Annotated in this window: 16 protein-coding genes; 7 read left to right on the top strand and 9 right to left on the bottom strand. The window is 71.5% G+C overall.

Annotated features, from left to right (window positions below):
- The first annotated feature begins 3 nt into the window (after positions 1-3).
- The gene (locus FB470_RS22435; protein WP_306994498.1) at positions 4-972 is read left to right on the top strand and encodes an ABC transporter substrate-binding protein; all 969 of its coding nucleotides are present in this window, start codon (positions 4-6) and stop codon (positions 970-972) included.
- A 207-nt stretch (positions 973-1,179) separates the two neighbouring features.
- Here the strand turns inward: FB470_RS22435 and FB470_RS22430 are convergent, their stop codons facing one another.
- Positions 1,180-1,845 carry a DUF4097 family beta strand repeat-containing protein gene (locus FB470_RS22430; protein ID WP_306994497.1) on the bottom strand — a complete coding sequence of 222 codons (666 nt, stop codon included), beginning with the start codon at positions 1,843-1,845 and terminating at the stop codon, positions 1,180-1,182.
- Positions 1,846-2,010: 165 nt separating this feature from the next.
- Positions 2,011-2,487 (bottom strand): Lrp/AsnC family transcriptional regulator, encoded by a 477-nt coding sequence (locus tag FB470_RS22425; protein WP_306994495.1) that lies wholly within the window; start codon positions 2,485-2,487, stop codon positions 2,011-2,013.
- 133 nt (positions 2,488-2,620) lie between these two features.
- On the opposite strand from FB470_RS22425, the gene FB470_RS22420 reads away from it, so the two are divergent.
- Positions 2,621-4,933, top strand: coding sequence for a transketolase-like TK C-terminal-containing protein (locus FB470_RS22420; protein ID WP_306994492.1), 2,313 nt, complete (start codon positions 2,621-2,623; stop codon positions 4,931-4,933).
- A gap of 13 nt (positions 4,934-4,946) precedes the next feature.
- Here the strand turns inward: FB470_RS22420 and FB470_RS22415 are convergent, their stop codons facing one another.
- The 6 genes from FB470_RS22415 to FB470_RS22390 form a co-directional block, all read right to left on the bottom strand.
- Positions 4,947-6,143 (bottom strand): acyl-CoA dehydrogenase family protein, encoded by a 1,197-nt coding sequence (locus tag FB470_RS22415; protein WP_306994491.1) that lies wholly within the window; start codon positions 6,141-6,143, stop codon positions 4,947-4,949.
- Between the two features lie 158 nt (positions 6,144-6,301).
- The gene (locus FB470_RS22410) at positions 6,302-7,519 is read right to left on the bottom strand and encodes an acetyl-CoA C-acetyltransferase (RefSeq protein WP_306994489.1); all 1,218 of its coding nucleotides are present in this window, start codon (positions 7,517-7,519) and stop codon (positions 6,302-6,304) included.
- Between the two features lie 3 nt (positions 7,520-7,522).
- A complete protein-coding gene (locus FB470_RS22405) occupies positions 7,523-9,145 on the bottom strand; it encodes an AMP-binding protein (RefSeq protein ID WP_306994486.1) in 1,623 nt (540 codons plus the stop codon).
- Positions 9,142-9,963 (bottom strand): alpha/beta fold hydrolase, encoded by an 822-nt coding sequence (locus tag FB470_RS22400; RefSeq protein WP_306994484.1) that lies wholly within the window; start codon positions 9,961-9,963, stop codon positions 9,142-9,144. The genes FB470_RS22405 and FB470_RS22400 overlap by 4 nt, the downstream gene beginning before the upstream one ends.
- A complete protein-coding gene (locus FB470_RS22395; RefSeq protein WP_306994482.1) occupies positions 9,960-10,805 on the bottom strand; it encodes a MaoC/PaaZ C-terminal domain-containing protein in 846 nt (281 codons plus the stop codon). The genes FB470_RS22400 and FB470_RS22395 overlap by 4 nt, the downstream gene beginning before the upstream one ends.
- A gap of 14 nt (positions 10,806-10,819) precedes the next feature.
- The gene (locus FB470_RS22390) at positions 10,820-12,208 is read right to left on the bottom strand and encodes an MFS transporter (RefSeq protein ID WP_306994480.1); all 1,389 of its coding nucleotides are present in this window, start codon (positions 12,206-12,208) and stop codon (positions 10,820-10,822) included.
- 221 nt (positions 12,209-12,429) lie between these two features.
- Here FB470_RS22390 and FB470_RS22385 point away from each other — a divergent pair, with 221 nt between their 5' ends.
- The 5 genes from FB470_RS22385 (at position 12,430) to FB470_RS22365 (ending at position 19,204) form a co-directional block, all read left to right on the top strand.
- Positions 12,430-13,053 carry a TetR/AcrR family transcriptional regulator gene (locus FB470_RS22385; protein WP_306994478.1) on the top strand — a complete coding sequence of 208 codons (624 nt, stop codon included), beginning with the start codon at positions 12,430-12,432 and terminating at the stop codon, positions 13,051-13,053.
- A gap of 68 nt (positions 13,054-13,121) precedes the next feature.
- Entirely contained in the window at positions 13,122-13,610 is a 489-nt protein-coding gene (locus FB470_RS22380; RefSeq protein WP_306994475.1) for a nuclear transport factor 2 family protein, read from the top strand.
- A 119-nt stretch (positions 13,611-13,729) separates the two neighbouring features.
- A complete protein-coding gene (locus FB470_RS22375; RefSeq protein ID WP_306994473.1) occupies positions 13,730-15,319 on the top strand; it encodes a 4-hydroxyphenylacetate 3-hydroxylase family protein in 1,590 nt (529 codons plus the stop codon).
- A gap of 47 nt (positions 15,320-15,366) precedes the next feature.
- Positions 15,367-16,050, top strand: a complete 684-nt coding sequence (locus FB470_RS22370; RefSeq protein WP_306994472.1) for an NADPH-dependent F420 reductase — start codon at positions 15,367-15,369, stop codon at positions 16,048-16,050.
- Between the two features lie 148 nt (positions 16,051-16,198).
- On the top strand, positions 16,199-19,204 hold the full coding sequence (locus tag FB470_RS22365; protein WP_306994470.1) for a BTAD domain-containing putative transcriptional regulator: 3,006 nt from the start codon (positions 16,199-16,201) through the stop codon (positions 19,202-19,204).
- Positions 19,205-19,211: 7 nt separating this feature from the next.
- On the opposite strand, the gene FB470_RS22360 is transcribed toward FB470_RS22365, so the two are convergent.
- Positions 19,212-19,793, bottom strand: coding sequence for a flavin reductase family protein (locus tag FB470_RS22360; RefSeq protein WP_306994468.1), 582 nt, complete (start codon positions 19,791-19,793; stop codon positions 19,212-19,214).
- Positions 19,794-19,877: the final 84 nt, after the last annotated feature.

The following is a 19,877-nucleotide window of genomic DNA, read 5'->3' as shown; positions in this document are numbered from 1 at the left end:
TTGATGAGGACAAGAAAGTTCGCCGCCGCGGCCGCCGCCGCCGTGCTGGCGCTGGCGCTGGGCGCGTGCGGCCAGGGCGGGAACACCGCCGGTGGCGGCGGGAACGGCCCGCTCATCTCGATCGTGTCCAAGGGCTTCCAGCACCAGTTCTGGCAGGCCGTGAAGAAGGGCGCCGAGGACGAGGCGGCCGCCAAGGGCGCGCGGACCACGTTCGTCGGCCCGGCGACCGAGAAGGACGTCGAGCAGCAGGTCAACATGCTGACCAACGAGCTGGCCAAGTCGCCGCAGGCGCTCGGGTTCGCGGCGCTGGACTCGCGTGCCGCCGCCCCGCTGCTGCAGCAGGCGAAGTCGCAGAACATCCCGGTCGTGGCGTTCGACTCCGGGGTGGACAGCGACATCCCGGTCACCACCGTGGCCACCGACAACAAGGCGGCGGCGGCCGAGGCGGCCAAGCACCTGGCGCAGCAGATCGGCGGGCAGGGCAAGGTCGCGCTGGTGGTGCACGACCAGACGAGCCTGTCCGGCAAGGACCGGCGGGACGGGTTCCTGGACTGGATGGCGAAGAACGCGCCCGGCATCACGGTGCTGCCACCCCAGTACGGCGGCGGTGACCAGCTGGAGTCGGCCAACATCACCAAGTCGATCATCGCGGCCAACCCGGACCTGAAGGGCATCTACGCCTCCAACGAGGGTTCGGCCATCGGCGTGATCAAGGGCGTGCAGGAGAGCGGGAAGCAGGGCCTGACGATCGTCGGGTTCGACTCCGGTAAGGCCCAGATCGACGCGATCAACAACGGCCTGATGGCCGGTGCGATCACGCAGGACCCGATGGACATCGGCCGGCAGCTGGTGGACGCGGCGCTGAAGGCGATCAACCACCAGCCGCTGCCCAAGCGGATCGACACGGCCTTCTACTGGTACGACAAGACCAACATCAACGATCCGAAGATCCAGGCGGCGCTCTACCAGTGACCGCGCGGAAAGGCCGTGGACGGTGGTGACGGGGCCGTCCACGGCCTTCGCCGTGGGTCACCGGCGGTGCCGGGAGGGCCATGACGGACCGGGAGCGCCCCGCCGGGCCGGGGGCGCGCTCACGAGGCCGCGGTGGCCCCGGGCGCACCCCGTCCCGTCTCACCCTCCGAACCGGCGGCAGCACCGCCGATCCTGGCTTCGCACCGGTCACAGGCTCCGGGCGGTGATGTCGCCCTGGGCGGTCGTGGCCCGGATGTCGAGCCCGGGCTCGCCGGTGTTCCGGACGGAGTTGCTGATGCGCCCGTGACCGGTGCCGGCGTCCAGCGCAGCCGAGACGCCCGCCGCGGCGGCGATCGCGATGTCGCCGGACCGGGTGCTCAGCACGACCTTGCCGCGCACGGCCTCGGTGATCCGGATGTCGCCCCGGGCGGTGCGGATGTCCGCGGGGCCGCCCAGCCTGCGGACCTCGACGTCGCCGTCGACCGCGGTGAGGCTGGCCGTCGCGGCCTCGTCGATCCGGATGTGGCGGTACGCGCCGTCGACGGTGACGTCGCCGAGACGGCCGGCGGCGCGGAACTCCGCGCACGCGGTCGTGGCCCGGATGTGGGAGCCGGCGGGCAACCCGACGGTGACGGCCACCTCCCCGGACGGCCCGAAGATCTGGTTCGCCGGCTCGGGCGCCTGGATCCGCAGGACGCCGTCGGCGTAGGTGACGGTGATCTGCCCGGCGATCCGCACGTCGCGCTTCTTTCCGGGGTCGGCGGGCGCGACCTCGACGGTGGTGTCGGCACGGTTGGTGGCGACGACCTGGATGCGGCCGGCGGGGACGGCCAGGGCGACGGAGATCGGGGCGGGGGTGTCGAACGTGTGCATCGTGCTCTCCTCGGGATCGGGCGTTCCCGCTGGCCGGGAACCCCTGTGGTCGATGTCGCCACGATCGCCCGCCGTCCTGACACCGGACCGCCATCGCGCTGACGCCGCCACTGACACGCCGCTCCCGGCCGTGACTTCCGCGGCACCACAGGTCCCGGCCCGGTGTCATCCCGTCGTCAGGTGGAGCAGCGGCGTGAGGCGGTAGCCGACGAGCTGCCGCATGACCAGTGCGGTGTTGGTGCGCTCCACGCCGGGGATCGCGAGGACGCGCCCGGCGATGCGGTAGAGGTCGTCGGCGTCACGGGCGACCACCTGGATCATCAGGTCGACCGGCCCGGAGATGCCCTGCACCTGCAGCACCTCGGGCACGTCGGCGAGCGCGGCGGCGACCTCGTCCAGCAGGCGCTGGGTGACCTGGGCGGTGATGAACGCGGTGAGCGGGTAGCCCAGCGCGGCCGGGGAGATCCGGTGCTCGAACGACTCCAGCGCCCCGCTCCGCTCCAGCCGCCCGAGCCGGGACTGGGCGGTGTTGCGCGAGATCCCGACCCGGTCGGCGATCGCGAGGGTGGTGGCGCGCGGGTGCCGGGCCAGCTCCAGCAGGATCCGGGCGTCGACCGCGTCGACGGGTCCGTCGTGGGGCATTCTGCTCGCCTCTCCTTCGATCTGCGCACCAGGGATTGGGCAGATTGCTCAATCTCGGGCCGGGGTGTTGAGCATCAGTCCAGCAGGTTGGTTCACTGGGTGCAACCTGCACCCCTGGATCGAGGATGGCCCGATGACCGAGTCCGTCGTCAGCACGCCCGGCACCGACGTCCTGCGGGCGCTCGAGAACCGCGTGCTGTGGCTGTCCAGCGCGATCATCCACCACGCCAACCGGGTGCGGCCCAACCCGTCCGGGCTCAAGGTCGGCGGCCACCAGGCGTCGTCGGCGTCGATGGCCTCGATCATGACCGCGTTGTGGTTCAACCACCTCCGCCCGCAGGACCGCGTCTCGGTCAAACCGCACGCCTCCCCCGTGCTGCACGCGATCAACTACCTGCTCGGCGAGCTGGACGCGTCCTACCTGCCGCGACTGCGCGAGTTCGGCGGCCTGCAGAGCTATCCCAGCCGCACCAAGGACCCCGACCCGGCCGACTACTCGACCGGCTCGGTCGGCATCGGCGCCACCGCCCCGATCTGGGGCGCGGTGGCGCGGCGCTATGTCGACACGGCGTTCGGCGGCGCCGGCACCGGCCGCCAGTACTCCCTGGTCGGCGACGCCGAACTGGACGAGGGCGCGGTGTGGGAGGCCGTGCTCGACCCGGGCGTCGCCGAACTCGGCGAGATCGTCTGGATCGTCGACCTCAACCGGCAGTCCCTGGACCGGATCGTGCCCAACATCGCCGCGGACAAGCTGCAGGGCATGTTCGCCGCCGCCGGCTGGCAGGTCATCCGGCTCAAGTACGGGCGCCTGCTCGAAGACCTGTTCACCCGGCCCGGCGGGGCCGAGTTGCGGCAGCGCATCGACGCGATGACCAACCCGGAATACCAGCGGCTGCTGCGGTGCGACGCCGCCGAGTTGCGCCGGCGCCTGCCCGGCGACGGTCCCGGCGCCGACGCCGTCGCCGGACTCGTCGCCGGCCTCGACGACACCACCCTGGTCGACGCGATAGCCAACCTCGGCGGCCACGACCTGACCGCGCTGGACGACGCGTTCGCCCGGATCGACGACACCCGCCCGACGGTCATCTTCGCCTACACCATCAAGGGCTACGGCCTGGCCACCAAGGGCCACCCGCAGAACCACTCCGCGCTGCTCACCGACGCCCAGATGCGCGAGCTGGCCGACCGGCTGGGCGCCGACCTCGACGACCCGTGGCGCGCCTTCCCCGACGGCAGCCCCGAAGCCGAACTGTGCCGGGCCACCGCGGAACGCCTGCGCCGCGCCGACGTCCCCGCGGTCGCCCCGCCCGCGGTCCCCGCCGACTTCGGCCGCACCCCCACCGGCACCGCCACCACCCAAGCCGCACTCGGCCGCGCCCTGCTCGACCTCACCCGCGAAGCCCCCGGCACCGCCCGCCGCGTCGTCACCGTCAGCCCCGATGTCAGCTCCACCACCAACCTCGGCGGCTGGGTCAACAAGGTCGGCGTCTGGTCGGTCCAGGAACGACCGGACTGGTTCGCCGACGACGCCGAAACCATCCTGCACTGGCGCGAAAAACCCACCGGGCAGCACATCGAACTCGGCATCGCCGAGACCAACCTGGTCAGCCTGATCGGCGAGCTCGGCGCCACCTGGAGCCGCTGGGGCCAGCCCCTGCTACCCATCGGCGTGCTCTACGACCCCTTCGTCGAACGCGCCCTCGAGCCCTGGTCCTACGGCATCTACGCCGGCGGCCAGTCCATCCTCATCGGCACCCCCTCCGGGGTGACGCTGGCCCCCGAAGGCGGGGCGCACCAGTCGATCAAGACCCCCTCGATCGGCCTGGAACAACCCGGCTGCCTCACCTACGAGCCGGCGTTCGCGATCGACGCCGAATGGACCCTGCTCGCCGCACTCGCCCAGCTGGGCAAACCCGGCGGTTCGTCGGCCTACCTGCGGCTGTCCACCCGGCCCGTCGACCAGACCCTCGCCGCGGTGCCGACCGACCCGGCCGCCCGCGAACGCCGGCGCCGCCAGGTCGTCGCCGGCGCCTACCCCCTGCGCCGGACGCCTGACGCGGCCGTCACGATCGCGGCGATGGGCGCCGTCGTCCCCGAGGCCCTCGACGCCGCCGCCCGGCTCGGCCAGATCGGCATCCCGGCCGACGTGGTGTGCGTGACCAGCCCCGACCTGCTCTACCGCGCCCTCCGCGCCCGGCAGGGCCACGACGCGGCCGGCACCTGGATCCTGGACCAGGTCTTCCCCGCCGACCGCGCCACCCCGCTGGTGACCGTCCTCGATGGACACCCGCACACGCTGTCGTTCCTGGACACGATCAACCGCGTGCCGACCACCGCGCTCGGCGTGACCCGGTTCGGGCAGTCCGGCTCACTCGACGACGTCTACCGCCACCACGGCCTGGACACCGACAGCATCGTCCGCGCCGCCCTGGACCTGACCGTGTGACGGGTCCGCCGCCTCACCGCAGTGCGTAGTCCTCCAGCAGGCGGCGGCCGATGATCATCCGCTGGATGTCGGCGGTGCCCTCGCCGATCAGCAGCATCGGCGCCTCGCGGTAGAGGCGTTCGATCTCGTACTCGGTGGAGTACCCGTATCCGCCGTGGATGCGGAAGGAGTCCTCGACCACCCGGGCGCAGTACTCCGAGGCCAGGTACTTCGCCATCCCGGCCTCGAGGTCGTTGCGTTCCCCGGAGTCCTTCTTCCGCGCCGCCCGCACCATCATCTGGTGCGCCGCCTCGACCTTGGTGCCCATTTCGGCCAGGCGGAACAGCACCGCCTGGTGCTCGGCGATCGGACGGCCGAAGGTCTGCCGCTGCTGCGCATACGCCACGCCGAGTTCGAACGCGCGCCAGGCCACCCCGCACCCGCGGGCCGCGACGTTGACCCGCCCGACCTCGACGCCGTCCATCATCTGGTAGAACCCGCGCCCCGGCTCGCCGCCCAGGATCTGCGCCGCGCCGATCGCGTGGTCGTCGAAGACCAGTTCGGTGGTGTCGACGCCCTTGTACCCCATCTTCTCGATCTTGCCCGGCACTGTCAGGCCCGGCGCCACCGCACCGAAACCGGCCGGTTTCTCGACCAGGAACGTGGTCAGGTTCCGGTGCGCCGACGGCGCGCCGAGATCCGTTTTGACCAGCACCGCCACCAGGGTCGACGATCCCCCGTTGGTCAGCCACATCTTCTGCCCGTTGATCACGTACCCGTCGCCGCGCGGCGTGGCCCGCGTGCGGATCGCGGACACGTCGGAGCCGCAGCCGGGCTCGGACATCGAGAACGCGCCCCGGACCTCACCCGTGGCCATCTTCGGCAGGTAGCGGCGCTTCTGCTCCTCGGTGCCGTGCTGCATCAGCAGGTAAGCCACGATGAAATGGGTGTTGACGATGCCCGACACGCTCATCCAGCCGCGGGCGATCTCCTCGACCACCAGCGCATAGGTCAGCAGCGACTCGCCGATCCCGCCGTACTCCTCGGGAATCGTCAACCCGAACAGGCCCAGCTCCGCCATCCCGTCGACGATGGCGGCCGGGTACTGATCGGCGTGCTCCAGCTCGGTCGCGACCGGGATGATCTTGTCGTCCACGAACGCGCGGACGGTCTTCAGGATTTCGTCCTGGACGTCGGTCAGTCCCTCGGTCCGGCACAGTTCACGCGGCATTGCTCTCTTCTCTCCTCGTCGTGATCAGCCCGTCGTCGGCGAGCCGGCCGATCCCGGCCGGACAGCCCGAGCACCTCCGCCGGCGGTTCACCGCGTAGCGAGCGGGCCGGCCATAAAGCTGATGACCTCCACGACCCGCAGCCCGCGCAGCGCAGTGGTCACTCGACCAGCTCCAGGACGGCGGCCAGACCCTGCCCGCCGCCGATGCACATCGTCTCCAGGCCGTAGCGCGCCCCGCGCCGGCGCATTTCGTAGGCCAGCGTGGCCAGGATCCGCGCCCCGGTGGCGCCGACCGGGTGGCCGAGCGAGATGCCCGATCCGCTGACGTTGACCCGCTCGAGGTCGCGATCGGTGAGATCCCATTCCCGGAAGCAGGCGATGACCTGGGCGGCGAAGGCCTCGTTGACCTCCAGCAGGTCGATGTCCGAAAGCGTGAGACCGGCGCGGTCCAGTGCCTTGGCGACGGCGGGCACCGGCCCGATCCCCATGGTGCGCGGCGGAACCCCGGCCACGGCCCAGCTGACCAGGCGGAGGATCGGCGTCAGGCCCAGCTCGCCGGCGGTGTCGCGGGTGGTGACGATGCAGGCCGCCGCGCCGTCGTTCTGGCCGCTGGCGTTGCCCGCGGTGACGGTCGCCTCCGGGTCACTGGCGAGCATGACCGGCCGCAGGGTGCCCAGCGCGTCGAGCGAGACGTCGGGCCGCGGGTGCTCATCGGTGTCGACGACGGTGGCCGGCGCGCCGCGACGGCCGGGCACGGTGACCGGCACGATCTCCTCCGCGAAGCGGCCTTCGGCGGCGGCTTTCACCGCGCGTTCGTGGGAGCGCAACGCCCATTCGTCCTGTTCCTGCCGCGAGATCGAGTACTCGCGCCGCAGGTTCTCGGCCGTCTCGAGCATGCCGCCCGGCACCGGGTGGTCTTTTCCACCGGCGGTCACCCGGGCCCGCGCGAGCCTGTCGTGCAACCGGGGCCCGTCGCCCTTGACGCCCCAGCGGATCTGGTCGGTGTAGAACTCGACGTTGCTCATCGACTCGGCGCCCCCGGCGATGACCAGCCCGGCTGCCCCGGTGGCGACGCTCATGGTGGCGTCGATGACGGCCTGCAGACCGGATCCGCAGCGGCGGTCGATCTGGGCGCCGGGCACGGTCACCGGCAGGCCGGCGTCCAGCGCGGCAACGCGGCCGATCGCCGGGCTCTCACCGCTCGGGTAGCACTGGCCCAGCCGCACGTCCTCGACCCGGTCGGCGGGCAGGCCGGTTCGCTCGATCAGCTGCCGCAGGGTGTGCGCGGCGAGCTCGGTCGCCGACAAGGTCCGGAAGGCACCGCCGTACCGGCCCACCGGGGTGCGCAGCGGGTGGCAGATCACGACGTCGTCCATGGTTCAGATTCCCTCCGCAAGAGCCAGCTCGCGCAGCGCGGCGGCTCGGATCTTGGTTCCGTTCGTGCCCGACGTCGTGGGCATCTCGTCGATCAGGCGAATCCGGGACGGCACCTTGAACTTCGCCAGGGTCTGGGCGCACCACTGTCGGAGCTCGTCCTCGGCCGGCGGTGTCGGCCCGTAGGGCACGACGAACGCGACCGCGATCGTGCCCCCGCCGCGCCCGGGTACGCCGACGACCTTCGTCATCGCCACCCCCGGGTGCGCCGCCAGCCGGGCCTCGATCTCGGACGGGTCGACCAGGAATCCCCGCAGCCGCAGGACGTCACCGATCCGGCAGAGGTACTGCACGGTCCCCGGAGCCACCAGCCGCCCGAGGTCGCCGCTGCGGAACCAGCCGTCCCGGGTGAACACCTCACCGGCGACGGCGGGATCGCCGAGGTAGGCGTCGACCACGTTGGGGCCGCGGAACTGCATCTCGCCCTCGGCCCCGTCCGGCACGACCTCCTCGGTGGCGGGATCGGCGACCCGCACCTCGATCGAGTCCGTGACCACCTGGCCGCCACCGGTCCAGCGCAGCTCGGGTGCGTAGTGCCGGGGCCAGAACGCGGTGAGCGCGAACAGCTCCGACGAGCCGTACACGCCGGCGACGGTCGTGCCGAACTCCCGCTCCGCCCACTCCGCGAGCTGCCGGGACCGACCCTCGAAGTCGGCGATCCCGATCCACTGCCACGGCAGTGGCACGGGATGGTCCCGCCAGGCCCGCTCGAGGCGGCCGATCAGGTCGTCGGCGCCGATCACGTGGGTCACCCGGTGGCGCACCACGTCGGTGAGGACCCCGCCGGCGTCGAACACCGGCTCCAGCACCACGGCGGCGCCGGACACGACGGCGGCCATCGCCGCGACGAACCCGAAGACCCCGGACAGCGGGAGCGCGCCGAGCACGACGTGCCCGGGTCCGAGCCCGATCCGCCCGGCGGCGGCCAGGAGGTGCTCGCCCAGGCCGAGTTCGCGGTGGGCGGCCAGCTTCGGGTGCCCGGTCGATCCCGAAGTGGTGAACGCCGTGGCGAGTCCCGGCTCCGGGCACGGCCGCAGCTCGCCGCCGCCGCTCGCGCGGGGAAACGCCGAGGCCCCACCGCCCACGTCGTAGCTCGCCACCTCCTCCGGTGCGGCGCCAGGCGTTCCCGGCGCGGTCGTCACCAGGCACACCGGCGCCGCGGTCGCGGCCGCTTCGTGCGCGGCGTGCAGGATCGCGCGCAGGTCGAGGTTCAGGAAGCCGTGGGCGGCGACCACCGCCCGCGGCCGGGCCATGCGCAGCACGTGCGCCACCTCGTCGACGTTGTACCGGGTGTTGATCCCGATGACGTGGGCGCCCACGGCCAGGGCGGCGAACTGCACGGCGACGGTGTGGGACCAGTTGGGCAGCCACACGGCCACGCAGTCGCCCGTCCCGACGCCGTGGGCGCGCAGGTCCTCGGCCATGCCTGCGGCCAGGTCGCGCAGCTGCCGGCGGGTGACCGGGCGGGCCGGGGCCTGGCCGGCGTGGGCGTCGTACAGCACGACGGCGTCGGGGTCGGCCGCGGTCAGACCGGCGAAGACGTCGAGCAGACGCGGTGTCGCGGTCACTGTCGTCCCTCCTTCATCTCAGCCAGCCAAGCGTCGAGGACCTTCGCGAAGTCGTCCATCTCCTCCATCGGGTAGTGCCCGTACCCGGGCAGGAGGACGAACCGGCCGTTGGGCACCCGGCGGGCGGAGTCGGCCACCGATCGCGGGTCCACCCAGAGGTCGTCCTCGCCGGCGACGAACGTGACCGGGCACGGGATGCCGGCCAGCAACGGCCGCACGTCGTGGGTGCCCCAGCCGATGAGGTCGCTGGTGGACACCAGCGGGTCTTCGCGGCAGTGCATGCGCGCGATGAGTTCGGCGCGATCGCGGTCCACCCGCCGGCCCACCACGGCGCGGGTGCCCAGGTGGGTGCGGTCGGCGCGCGAGGCGGCGGCGCTGTCCTCCAGCTCCCGTTCCAGCGCGTGCAGCTGCGCCCGTCCGGGTCCCGACTCGGCGCACATCGACACCGCCGCGGCGAACCGGGCTCCGTGCCGGGCGGCGAGGTCCTGCGCGATCTTGCCGCCGATCGAGCAGCCGACCACGACCGGCCGCGGCACCGCCAGGACGTCCAGCAGCCGGACGAGCCAGTCCGCGTAGTCGCGCAGGTCCCGGATCGCACCGGCGGCCGGGGGTTCGGAGTGGCCGTGGCCGGGCAGGTCGGGCACGATCAGCCGGTATCCCAGGTCGGTCAACGGCCGGAGCGCGTGCCGCCACTGCACGCCGCTCTGCCCCGCCGTGTGGACCAGCACCACCGTGGTTCCGTTCGGCTCCCGCGGTGCGGCGTCCTGCACGAACCCGATGCGGCCGTCCAGGGTCAGGTGGTGGGCGGTGACGTTCACGCGGGCACCTCGCTGTCCTCGCTCCTCGCGGCGAGTTCCCGGGCGGCGTCCACGATGATCTCCAGTGCCTTGGTCAGCCGCAGGTACTCGTACGGGTCACCGGTGGAGGCGAACTCCCCGGTCATCAGCCGGGTGCCGAACCGGCCCTCCTCCGCGGTGAGCAGGTCCGCCCAGGTCTTGTCGCTCGCGCCGAAGGTGAACGTGGCGCCGTGCGGTGACCGCCGGGTCACGTCGATGATCCGCCCCCGGTAGACGCGCAGGTGGACTTCGTGCTCGCCGCCGCGCAGGCCGATGGTGCCGTCCCAGGACGCGACCGCGGACGTGAACGCCGGGTTCGCGGTGAGGGTGTCGGCAAGCGCTTTCCCCCAGGCCACGGTGCCCACGTCCCGGTTGGTCGGCCGGGCCCCGCCGTCGCCGGCCCGCACCAGCGCGGTGGCCGTGCCGGACTGGAGCACGGTCCCGTCGCCGTCGAGCAGTTCGTTGTACCGGGTCACCAGTCCCTTACCGCCCCCGCGGCTGTCCTGCAGGCGGACGATCGTCACCGCGAGGGAGAGCTCGTCGCCCACCTTGATCGGGTGGTGGTAGGTCCAGCTCTCCCCCACGGCGGCCACGATCGACTCGGCGACCAGGCCGAGCCGGGTCCACAGCCCGGCCGCGACCGCGGCACCGAAGGAGCCCTGCAGGACCGGCTCGCCGAACGACGTGGACCGGGCGTATCCGGCGCTGGTGTGCAGCGGATGATCGTCGCCGCTGAGCGCGGTGAACCGCACCAGGTCCTCCTCGGTCACCACTCGTGGTCCCGCCGTGAACCGCCGGCCCACCCGGAATTCCTCGAAGTACACGCCACCTCCACCGTTCACGCCGCACGTGCTTCCCGGTCGCCGGACACCTCGTAGAGGTCGCGCCGGAACCGCTCCCGGATGGTGCTCACGCCGAGGACGGTCACCGCGGCCATCGCGATGATGTACACCGACACCGCCGACGACCCGCCGAACGTGGCCACCAGTGCGGTCGTGATCATCGGCGCCAGACCGCCCGCGAGCACCGACGCGATCTGGAAACCCAGTGACGCGCCGGAAAGGCGGACGTCGGCCGGGAACATCTCCGCGTACATCGCGGTCTGGCACCCGTACATCGCCGCGTGGATCGTGAACCCGGCGACCAGCGCGACCCCGAGCCACAGCAGGCTGCCGGTGTCGATGAGCCAGAACATCGGGAAGGCGGCGACGGCCATGGCCACCGCGCCCGCGAGGTAGATCCGCTTGCGCCCGACCCGGTCGGACAACGCGCCGAACACCGGGATGGTCACCACCTGCGTGAGCCCCGCGAGCATCACCACGAGCAGCATCGGCGTGCGGTCCAGGCCGAGCGTTTTCGTCCCGTAGTCCAGGATTCCCGAGATGAAGATGTAGAAGGTTCCGTTGACCACGAAGAACGCGCAGACCGCCTGCAGGATCTGCCGCCAGTACAAGCGGATCGCCTGGCCGACCGGGGCCTTGCGCACACCGGCCCGGCGCGCCGCGGCGGAGGAGGACCGGCGGAGTTCGTTGAACACCGGGCTCTCCTCGATCTTGAGCTGGACGTAGATCCCGACGAACACCAGGAGCAGCCCCGACAGGAACGGGATCCGCCAGCCCCACGCCTCGAACGACCCCGCCGGCACCAGCGCGGTGAGAACCAGGAAGAAGCCGTTGCCCAGGACCGCGCCCAGGATCGTGCCGGTGTTGACCAGCGACCCGTAGAATCCCCGTTTGGCCAGCGGCGCGTGCTCGACCAGCAGCATCGCCGCGCCGCCCCACTGCGCGCCCACGCCGAGCCCCTGGACGATGCGGGCGACGACGAGCAGGATCGGCGCCCACATCCCGATGGCGGCGTACGTCGGCAGCAGGCCCACCACGAAGGTCGCGACGCCCATCAGCACCATCGAGCCGACCAGCGGGACCTTGCGCCCGTACCGGTCGCCGATGTGCCCGGCGAGCACGCCGCCGAGCGGCCGGGAGACGAACCCGACCGCGAGCGTCGCGAACGAAGCGAGCGTGCCCTGCACCCCGCCCAGTGCCGGGAAGAACAACGGACCGAACACCAGGGCCGCGGCGGTCGAGTAGACCAGGAAGTCGAACCACTCGAGCACGGTCGACGCGATCGAGGCGAATGCGAGGTTGCGCATCCTGCGCTCGTCGACGACCGGACCACCGTGAGCCGCGCCGGATCGGGGCGGCGGGGACACGTCACGGTCGGTAGACACCGGGGACCTCCTCGTTGATCGTCCACACGGCCGGGTGAGAACGAACGACCGTTCAGGTAGTGAAGCAGCCGACCCGGGCACCGTCAAGGCCCGGCCCCGGCCGGGCGTGTGCGCCGAGGCGGCTGCGCGTGGGAACAGCTCCGGCACCCGGCCGGGTTTCGTCTCCCCACCTGCGCACCTCGCGCGCGGAATGCGGACTTCCCCTCGGGTAATCTCGCCGGATGAACAGTCGTTCTCCCGTCGCCGGTCTGATCAGCGAGTCGAGTGGGGGCACCAGGGCGGCGATCCTCAACGCCGCCTTGGCGGCGTTCGGGGAGAAGGGCTTCAACGGCGCCTCGATGCGTGATGTCGCCGCCGGCGCCGGAACCAGCCTGTCCAACCTCTACAACTACTTCCCGTCGAAATCGCACCTGCTGGCCGAACTGCTGCGGCGCGCCAACGACGAGTTGCTCCACCGCACGAGCACCGCGGTCCGGGACGCCGGGGACGACCCGGCCGACCGGCTGCGGGAGGCCGTCAAGGCCTACGTGGGGTTCGTCGTCGACCACCAGACGGCCGCACTCGTCGCCATCAGCGAGATCCGCTACCTGCACGGCGAGCACCGGGAACGGGTCGTGCGCGCGCGGGACAGCACCCAGGCCATCTTCGGTGAGATCATCGCCGACGGCGTGGCCGGGAACCGGTTCCCCACGCCCTACCCCGACGGCGCGGCGCGCAACATCGTCTCGATGTGCTCGGCGATCTCCACCTGGTACCACCCGGAGGGGCAGCTGTCCAAGGAGGCCCTCGCCGAGCAGCACGCCCGGTACGCGCTCGCCCTGCTGGAAACCCGCCTCGACGGCTGACCTTGCCCGGGCCCGGAGCGCGGGCCTACGCTGAGAACGATCGTTCGTACTCAACGAGGAGGCGCTGCATGACCGACCTCGAGGCGCGGATCAGGCGGCTGGAAGACGTCCACGAGATCGGTCAGCTGCGCGCGAGGTACTGCCAGTACCTGGATGACGGGCGCTGGGACCAGTTGGCCGATCTGTTCACCGAGGAGGGCCGGTTCGTCGGCCTGTCCACCGCCAGCGGGCGCGCCGAGCTGCGGACGTTCTTCGCGGGGCTGCAGCGCGGACCGCTCACCGCCTGGTGGCACTTCAGTGCCAATGAGACGGTCACTGTGGACGGTGACGTCGCCTCCGGGGAAACCTGGTTGTACCAACCCTGCGTGGTCGAGGGCGAGGCGCACGTCGCGGCCGGCCGGTACACCGATTCACTGGTGCGGCAGGACGGGAGGTGGCTGTTCGCCGAACGCAAGGTCACCTTCTTCTGGTGGGTTCCCCTGGCCGAGGGCTGGGACGCCGGCAAGATCGGCTGGGAGCCGGCGCGCCCGGCGCTGGATGCGAACTACGCACGCTGACGGCGCCGTCGCACAGCCGCCGCGGATTTCGGTGTGGTTCACGTCACCATCGCACTCTTTCCGGCACCCCGGCCGCCCGCCGGTTCGGGAGCGCCACCACCAGGAGAAGGAGAGAGCCGATGACAGCCATCGCCGACCGGCCGGAAGTCTCACGGGACCTCGCACCACCCCGCCTGGCGAAAGAACCGCCCACCGGCGCGCAGTACCTGGAGAGCCTGCGGGACGGCCGCGTCTTCTACCTCGACGGCAAGCGCGTCGACGACGTCACCAGGCACCCCGCCTTCACCAACGCGGCGCACTCCGTCGCGCGGATGTACGACTCGCTGCACGACCCCGCGAAGCGGGACGTCCTGACGTTCGAGACCGAACGCGGTACGCGCTCGCACAAGTTCTACAAGATCCCCACCTCGTCGCAGGACCTGTTCGAAGCGCGGAACGCGATCGCCGAGTGGGCGCGGATGAGCTACGGCAGCCTGTCCCGCGGGCCCGACTACAAGGCCGCGCTGGTCGCCGGGCTGGCGGCCGACGCCGACTTCTACGGGGAGTTCGCCGGCAACGTCCGCCGGTGGTACGAAAAGGTCACCGACGACGTCATGTTCGTCAACCTGAGCCTGCTGAACCCGGCCGGTGACCGGATGAAGCCGATCGCGCAGCAGCGGGACACCTACATGCACGTGGTCAAGGAACGCGACGACGGCATCGTGGTGCGCGGCGCGCGGATGATCTCCACCGGCGCTGCCTTCAGCCACGTGACCTACGTCAGCCAGTACATCCCGGCGGCCGGTCTCGGCGCGGACGACAAGGACTTCGCACTCGGGTTCTTCGTACCCTTCGACGCCCCCGGCGTGAAGCTGATCGGCCGGTACTCCTACGAGTACCTCGCGAAGAAGGTCGGGACGCCCTTCGACTACCCGCTGTCCAGCCGGTTCGACGAGACCGACTACTCGATCATCCTCGACGACGTGCTGATCCCGTGGGAGAACGTCACCGCCTACCGCAACCCCGAGGTCGTCAACGGGTTGTTCCCGCGGGACTTCGCCGCCCGGTTCTGCTTCCACGCCTGCACCCGCACGGCGGTCAAGCTCGACTTCCTGTGCGGGCTGCTGCTGAAGGTCACCGACATGAACCAGATCTCCGCCTTCCGCGGGGTGCAGGCCTCGATCGGCGAGGTTCTGGGACTGCGCCACCAGTTGTGGGCGCTCGTCGGCGCGATGGCCGCGGAACCGGACCCGGTGCCCAGCGGCGAGCCGTACGTGCACCCGAACATCCGGTACGCGCTGCAGTGGCGCAACTGCTACGGCGACATCTTCACCAAGGTCCGCACCGTGTTCCACAACCTGATGGCCGGCGGGTTCATCCAGATCCCCTCCTCCGCGCAGGACTTCAAGAACCCGGCGATCCGGCATTGGCTCGACCGCTACTGGAAGTCGGCCACCCTCTCGGCCGAGGAGCGGGTCAAGCTGGTCCGGCTGGTCTGGGACGAGTTCGCGACGGAGTTCGCCGGGCGAGCCGAGGTGCACGAGCGCAACTTCTCCGGCAGCTACGAGGGCAACCGCGTCGAGACCTACTTCACCGGGGAAGCGCTGGGCGACAACGACCGGCTGCGCGCGATGGTCGACCAGTGCATGAGCGAGTACGACCTGGACGGCTGGACCGGCGATGCCTGGCCGCGGTGGCAGCCCGTCGAGGGCGCACCTGCCCACACCTGAGCGCCATGCGTCTTTCCCTGCCACGGCTTCGGAAGAAAGGAACAATCATGAAGGTCGGCATCATCGGCACCGGCAACATGGGCCGGGTCATCGCCCGGCGGCTGATCCACGGCGGGCACCAGGTCTTCGTCGCCGGATCCAGCCAGGAGAAGGGCCGCGCGCTGGCCCAGGAACTGGGCGGCCAGGGGCCCGGGACGATCGAGGCCGCCGCGACGAAGGACGCCGTCGCGAGCGGCTGCGACGTCGTGGTACTGGCGACCTGGTACTCCCAGTCGACGCGCATCGCCGTGGAACTGAGCGACCTGCTGCGCGGCAAGGTCGTGGTGGACATCGCCAACCCGTTCAACGAGACGTTCGACGGGCTGATCACCGACTACGACACCAGCGCCGGGGAGGAGATCCAGCGCCGGATCCCGGGGGCGCACGTGGTCAAGGCGTTCAACACCACGTTCGCGCCGGTGCTCGCCGACGACGCCTTCGACCGCACGGTCGTGGACGTCTTCCTCGCCTCCGACTCCGACGAGGCCAAGGCGCGGGTGGCCGAACTGGTGGAATCGAGCGGGCTGCGCCCGATCGACGCGGGCGCCCTGCGCAACTCGCGGGTGCTCGAGCAGAACGCGCTGTTCATGGTGGAACTGCAGGGACGCTACGGCCTGAACTTCCAGGCCGGCCTGAAGGTGCTGGCCGCTCAGGCCCTGCCGTTCCCGGCTCGGGCCGCGGCGCACGCCTGACGCACGCTTGCCGGGCGGTCCCGGACCTCCGGGCCGCCCGGCAGGCGCGATCGTGTACTTCCCAGTCCCGGTTCCGAAGCGTTGGATGGTGGCCATGGCGGCTCATGACCTTCCCGATGCCCGCCCGCCGGAAGCCGCCGGTGGTCCTGTGCCGGCGACCTCGCGGATCATCCGCCGCAAGATCATGCCGTCACCGGTTCCCGCCTCGGCGGTGCCACGTCCGCGGCTGGAGGAGCAACTCACCCGCCTGATCCGGCACAACCGTGTCGTCTGCGTGTACGCCACGGCGGGTGCGGGGAAGACGACCGCGGTCGCCCAGACCGTACGCGGGCTCGGCCTGCCCCTCTGCTGGTTGTCGGTGGACACGACGGAGGCCGCGACCGGGCGGCTGCTCACCTACCTCGAGGCCGCGCTCGCGGTTCACGTGCCGAGTGTTGCGGGACTGATCAGGAAGGCGCTCGCCGCGGGCCTCGCGCACACCGAGGTCGCCGGGATGCTGGCCGAAGCGATCGGCGACCGGGAGTTGCTGCTGGTCCTGGACAACATGGAATGCCTGGCGAGGGTGCCCGCGTCGCTGGCCGTCGTCGAGGCCTTCCTCGAGTACGCGCCCGCCGGCGCGCGAGTCGTGCTCATCAGCCGTCAGGAACTGGCTTTCGTCCGGGACGGAATCAGCCGGGTCGCCTGGCTCCCGGTGCTCGGCGAGCAGGATCTCGCCTTCACCGCGGAAGAAGCGGCGGTCGCGCTGTCGCGCGCCGACTTCCCCGACGTCGACCCCGAGCAAGCCGTCGCCGTGACCGGCGGCTGGGTGACCGGAGTGCTGTTCGAGGCGTGGCGCTCCGCCGATCACGCCAGCGGCCTCGGTGGCGAGGCGGATCCGCTGCACGGCTACCTGGCCACGCACATCCTCGCCCAGCTGTCCGCGGAGGAACGGGACTTCCTGGTCGAGACCGCGTTGCTCGACGAGGTCACGCCGGCCCGGGCGGAGGCGCTCGGCGTAACCGACGCCGCCGCGCGGATGCACCGCCTGCGGCACAAGCGCTTGCCGGCCGCGTGGGACGGCCTCGCGCTGCGCTGCCACCCGCGGTTCCGCGAATACCTCCTGGCCCGCCTGGAGCGTCTGGACGCGGAGACCCAGCGGGCCCGGCACGCGGCGCACGCCCGGTTGCTGGCCGGCGAAAAGCACCTGGAGGAAGCCGTCGAGGAGTACCTGCAGGCCGGGGAGCTCCGCGCGGCGGCCGCCGTGGCCGAGCAGGTCATCGACACCGTCATGGAACGCGCGGACTTCCCGGTCGCGAAACACTGGCTGGACCGGCTGGCACCGGTACGGGACGACGAGCACGTCCGTCTCACCGGAGCGGAGTTGATGCTGGCCATCTCCGACGAGAACTACCGCCTGGGTGTCCGGATCGCCGACCGGCTCGCCCGGGCGGGCCGCCGCGACGAGGTCGCCGGGTCCTCGAGCAAGCTCGCCGCCATGATGGCCTGGTGCTATCTGCACGCGGGACGGCTCGAGGACATCCGCGCCGTCCTCGCCGCCGGCCGGGCCGGCGCCGACCTCGACGCCATGCGGTACTGCATGACCCTGCTCGACGACGTCCCGCAGCCGCGGGCCGGTGGCGCGCTCAGCGGCGGGCCGCTCGACGCGCTGACCATGCGCGTGCACTACTACCACGGCAACTTCCCCCGGCTGCTCGACCCGCCGTCGCTTCCGTGGGCCGTCAAGGCGACGGAATCCTGGCGCCTGGGCGCGCTCCTCGCGATGGGTCACGTGGACGAGGCGGCGACCCTGTACCGGGCGATCTGCGCCGAGCGCGACCCAGGGGTGTGGTTGTACTCGCTGTTCAGCGTCGAGCTCCTGCGCCGGCTGGGCGAACCGGACCAGGCCTGGCGGGCCCTGCTCAAGGGACGGGAACGGCTGCGCGCGAGCGGATCGGTGATGCTGGAGCTGCTGAGCTACGTCGAGGAGGCCGCGCTCGAACTGCGGTTCAACCGGGACACCACCAGCGCCCGGGCGGCGCTGGAACGGGTGCGCAGCCACCCGGTGGGACGCGACTACGCGTTCGTGGCCGAGCAGGCCGCGACCTGGCTGGGCCTGGCCCAGCTGCTCGACGGGGACGACCGGGCGGCGACGGAGTGCCTGCGTGAGGCCGTGTCGAGCATGCAGCGCGGGCATCGCATCCTCTCGCTCCCCGCCGCGGCGATCTACCTGGCCGAGGCGGAATGGCGCACCGGCGACGAAGAACGATCCGACCGCGCGAGCGACCTGGCCCTCGCCGCGGCGGAGCGACAGGGCTCGAACCACCTGTTGCTCGAGGCCCTGACCAGCTTTCCGCTCGTGCTGTCGCGGCGTCTCGACGCCGAACCGGACGCCGACTCGCCCTGGCACGAACTGGGCCGGGCCCTGATGTCCCGTGGGGTGGCTTTGGCGGGCCCGCTCGCGCCGACGATCCGGCTGACCGAATTCGGCCGGGTGGCGATCCACGTCAACGGGCGTGAAGTACGGCCCCGGATCAAGAAGAGCTACGAACTGCTGGCCTACCTCGCCGCTCGCCGTCAGCGCGAAGCCACGAAGGAGGAACTCGTCGACGCCCTCTTCGCCGGGCGGCACGACGATTCGACGGGTGCCTACCTCAGGCAGGCGCTGCGCAAACTCCGCGAAGTGCTACCGGAGGATTCCGTGCGCGCCGAGGGCGGCCTCATCCGGCTGAGCGAGCACGTCGTGGTGGGCAGCGATTCCGGCCGGCTGCAGTGTCTGATCTCGCAAGCGGCCGACCTGCGCGGCGCGGACCGCTTGGCGACCTTGTCCTCGGCGCTGTCCATCGCCAGTGGCGAATACCTGCCGGACCTGTCGTCGCCGTGGGTCGAGCACCGGCGGGAACAGCTGGCGGTGCTGTGCGTCGACACCCGGTGCGAAGCCGCGGAGCTGGCCTTCGCGACGGGCGATTTCTCCCGGGCGAACACCCTGGCCGAGGAGGTGCTGACCGAGGACCCCTTCCGGGAATCGATGTGGCGCCTGAAGATGCGGGTAGCCGACGCCCTCGGTGACACCGACCGGGTGATCGCGACGTACCGCGGTTGCGAGCAGGCGCTCGGCCAGCTCGGCACCAGACCCGCGTCCAGCACCCGCAGGCTGCTGGACGACCTGCGCCGGTGATCGCGCGTCAGGAGAGGTAGAAGGACCCGAGGCGGAACGGCGCCGGCGTGACCCCGGCCCCGACGAGATCGTCCTCGTGTTCGGCCGGAACGTAGGCCCGCGGGGCGGTGACGTCCGCCTCCTCGGTGAGGCGGCCGAAACCGCCGCGGTAGTAGATCAACGGCTCCAGCCCCGACGCTGTTTCCGCCGACAGGACGTCGCTCAGGAACACGGTGTGCGTGCCGCCGGGAACGGTGTGCGCGACCCGGCACACGAAATGTGCGAGGGTCCGGGCGATGACGAGCGGCCCGGCAGCGCTGCGGGTGCACTCGACACCCGAGAACTTGTCGGTGGCGGGCCGGGAGAACTGGCTCGCGAGACCCTTCTGGTGCCGGGCCAGCACGTGCGCGACGAACACGCCGCTGGCCTTGATCGCGTCGTGCGAGGGAACCGACCGGTTCACGCAGATGAGCGCCATCGGCGGATCCAGGCTCAACGAGGACATCGCACTGAGGGTGATGCCGTAGTCGGCACCGTCGTGCCGCGCGGTCACCACCGTGACACCGCTGGCGAAGTGGCCGGCCACCCGCCGGAACTCGGTCCTGTCCATCACGCACTCCTCACGTCCGGCCCTGCCCGGTCGCCCACGAGAATCCGGCATTCCCGTGAACCGGACCGAAAGCACCGCCCGTCG

Origin of the sequence: Amycolatopsis thermophila (genome assembly GCF_030814215.1) — a bacterium.
Classification (GTDB): Bacteria; Actinomycetota; Actinomycetes; order Mycobacteriales; family Pseudonocardiaceae; genus Amycolatopsis_E; species Amycolatopsis_E thermophila.
This window is presented reverse-complemented; position numbering and strand designations above follow the sequence as displayed.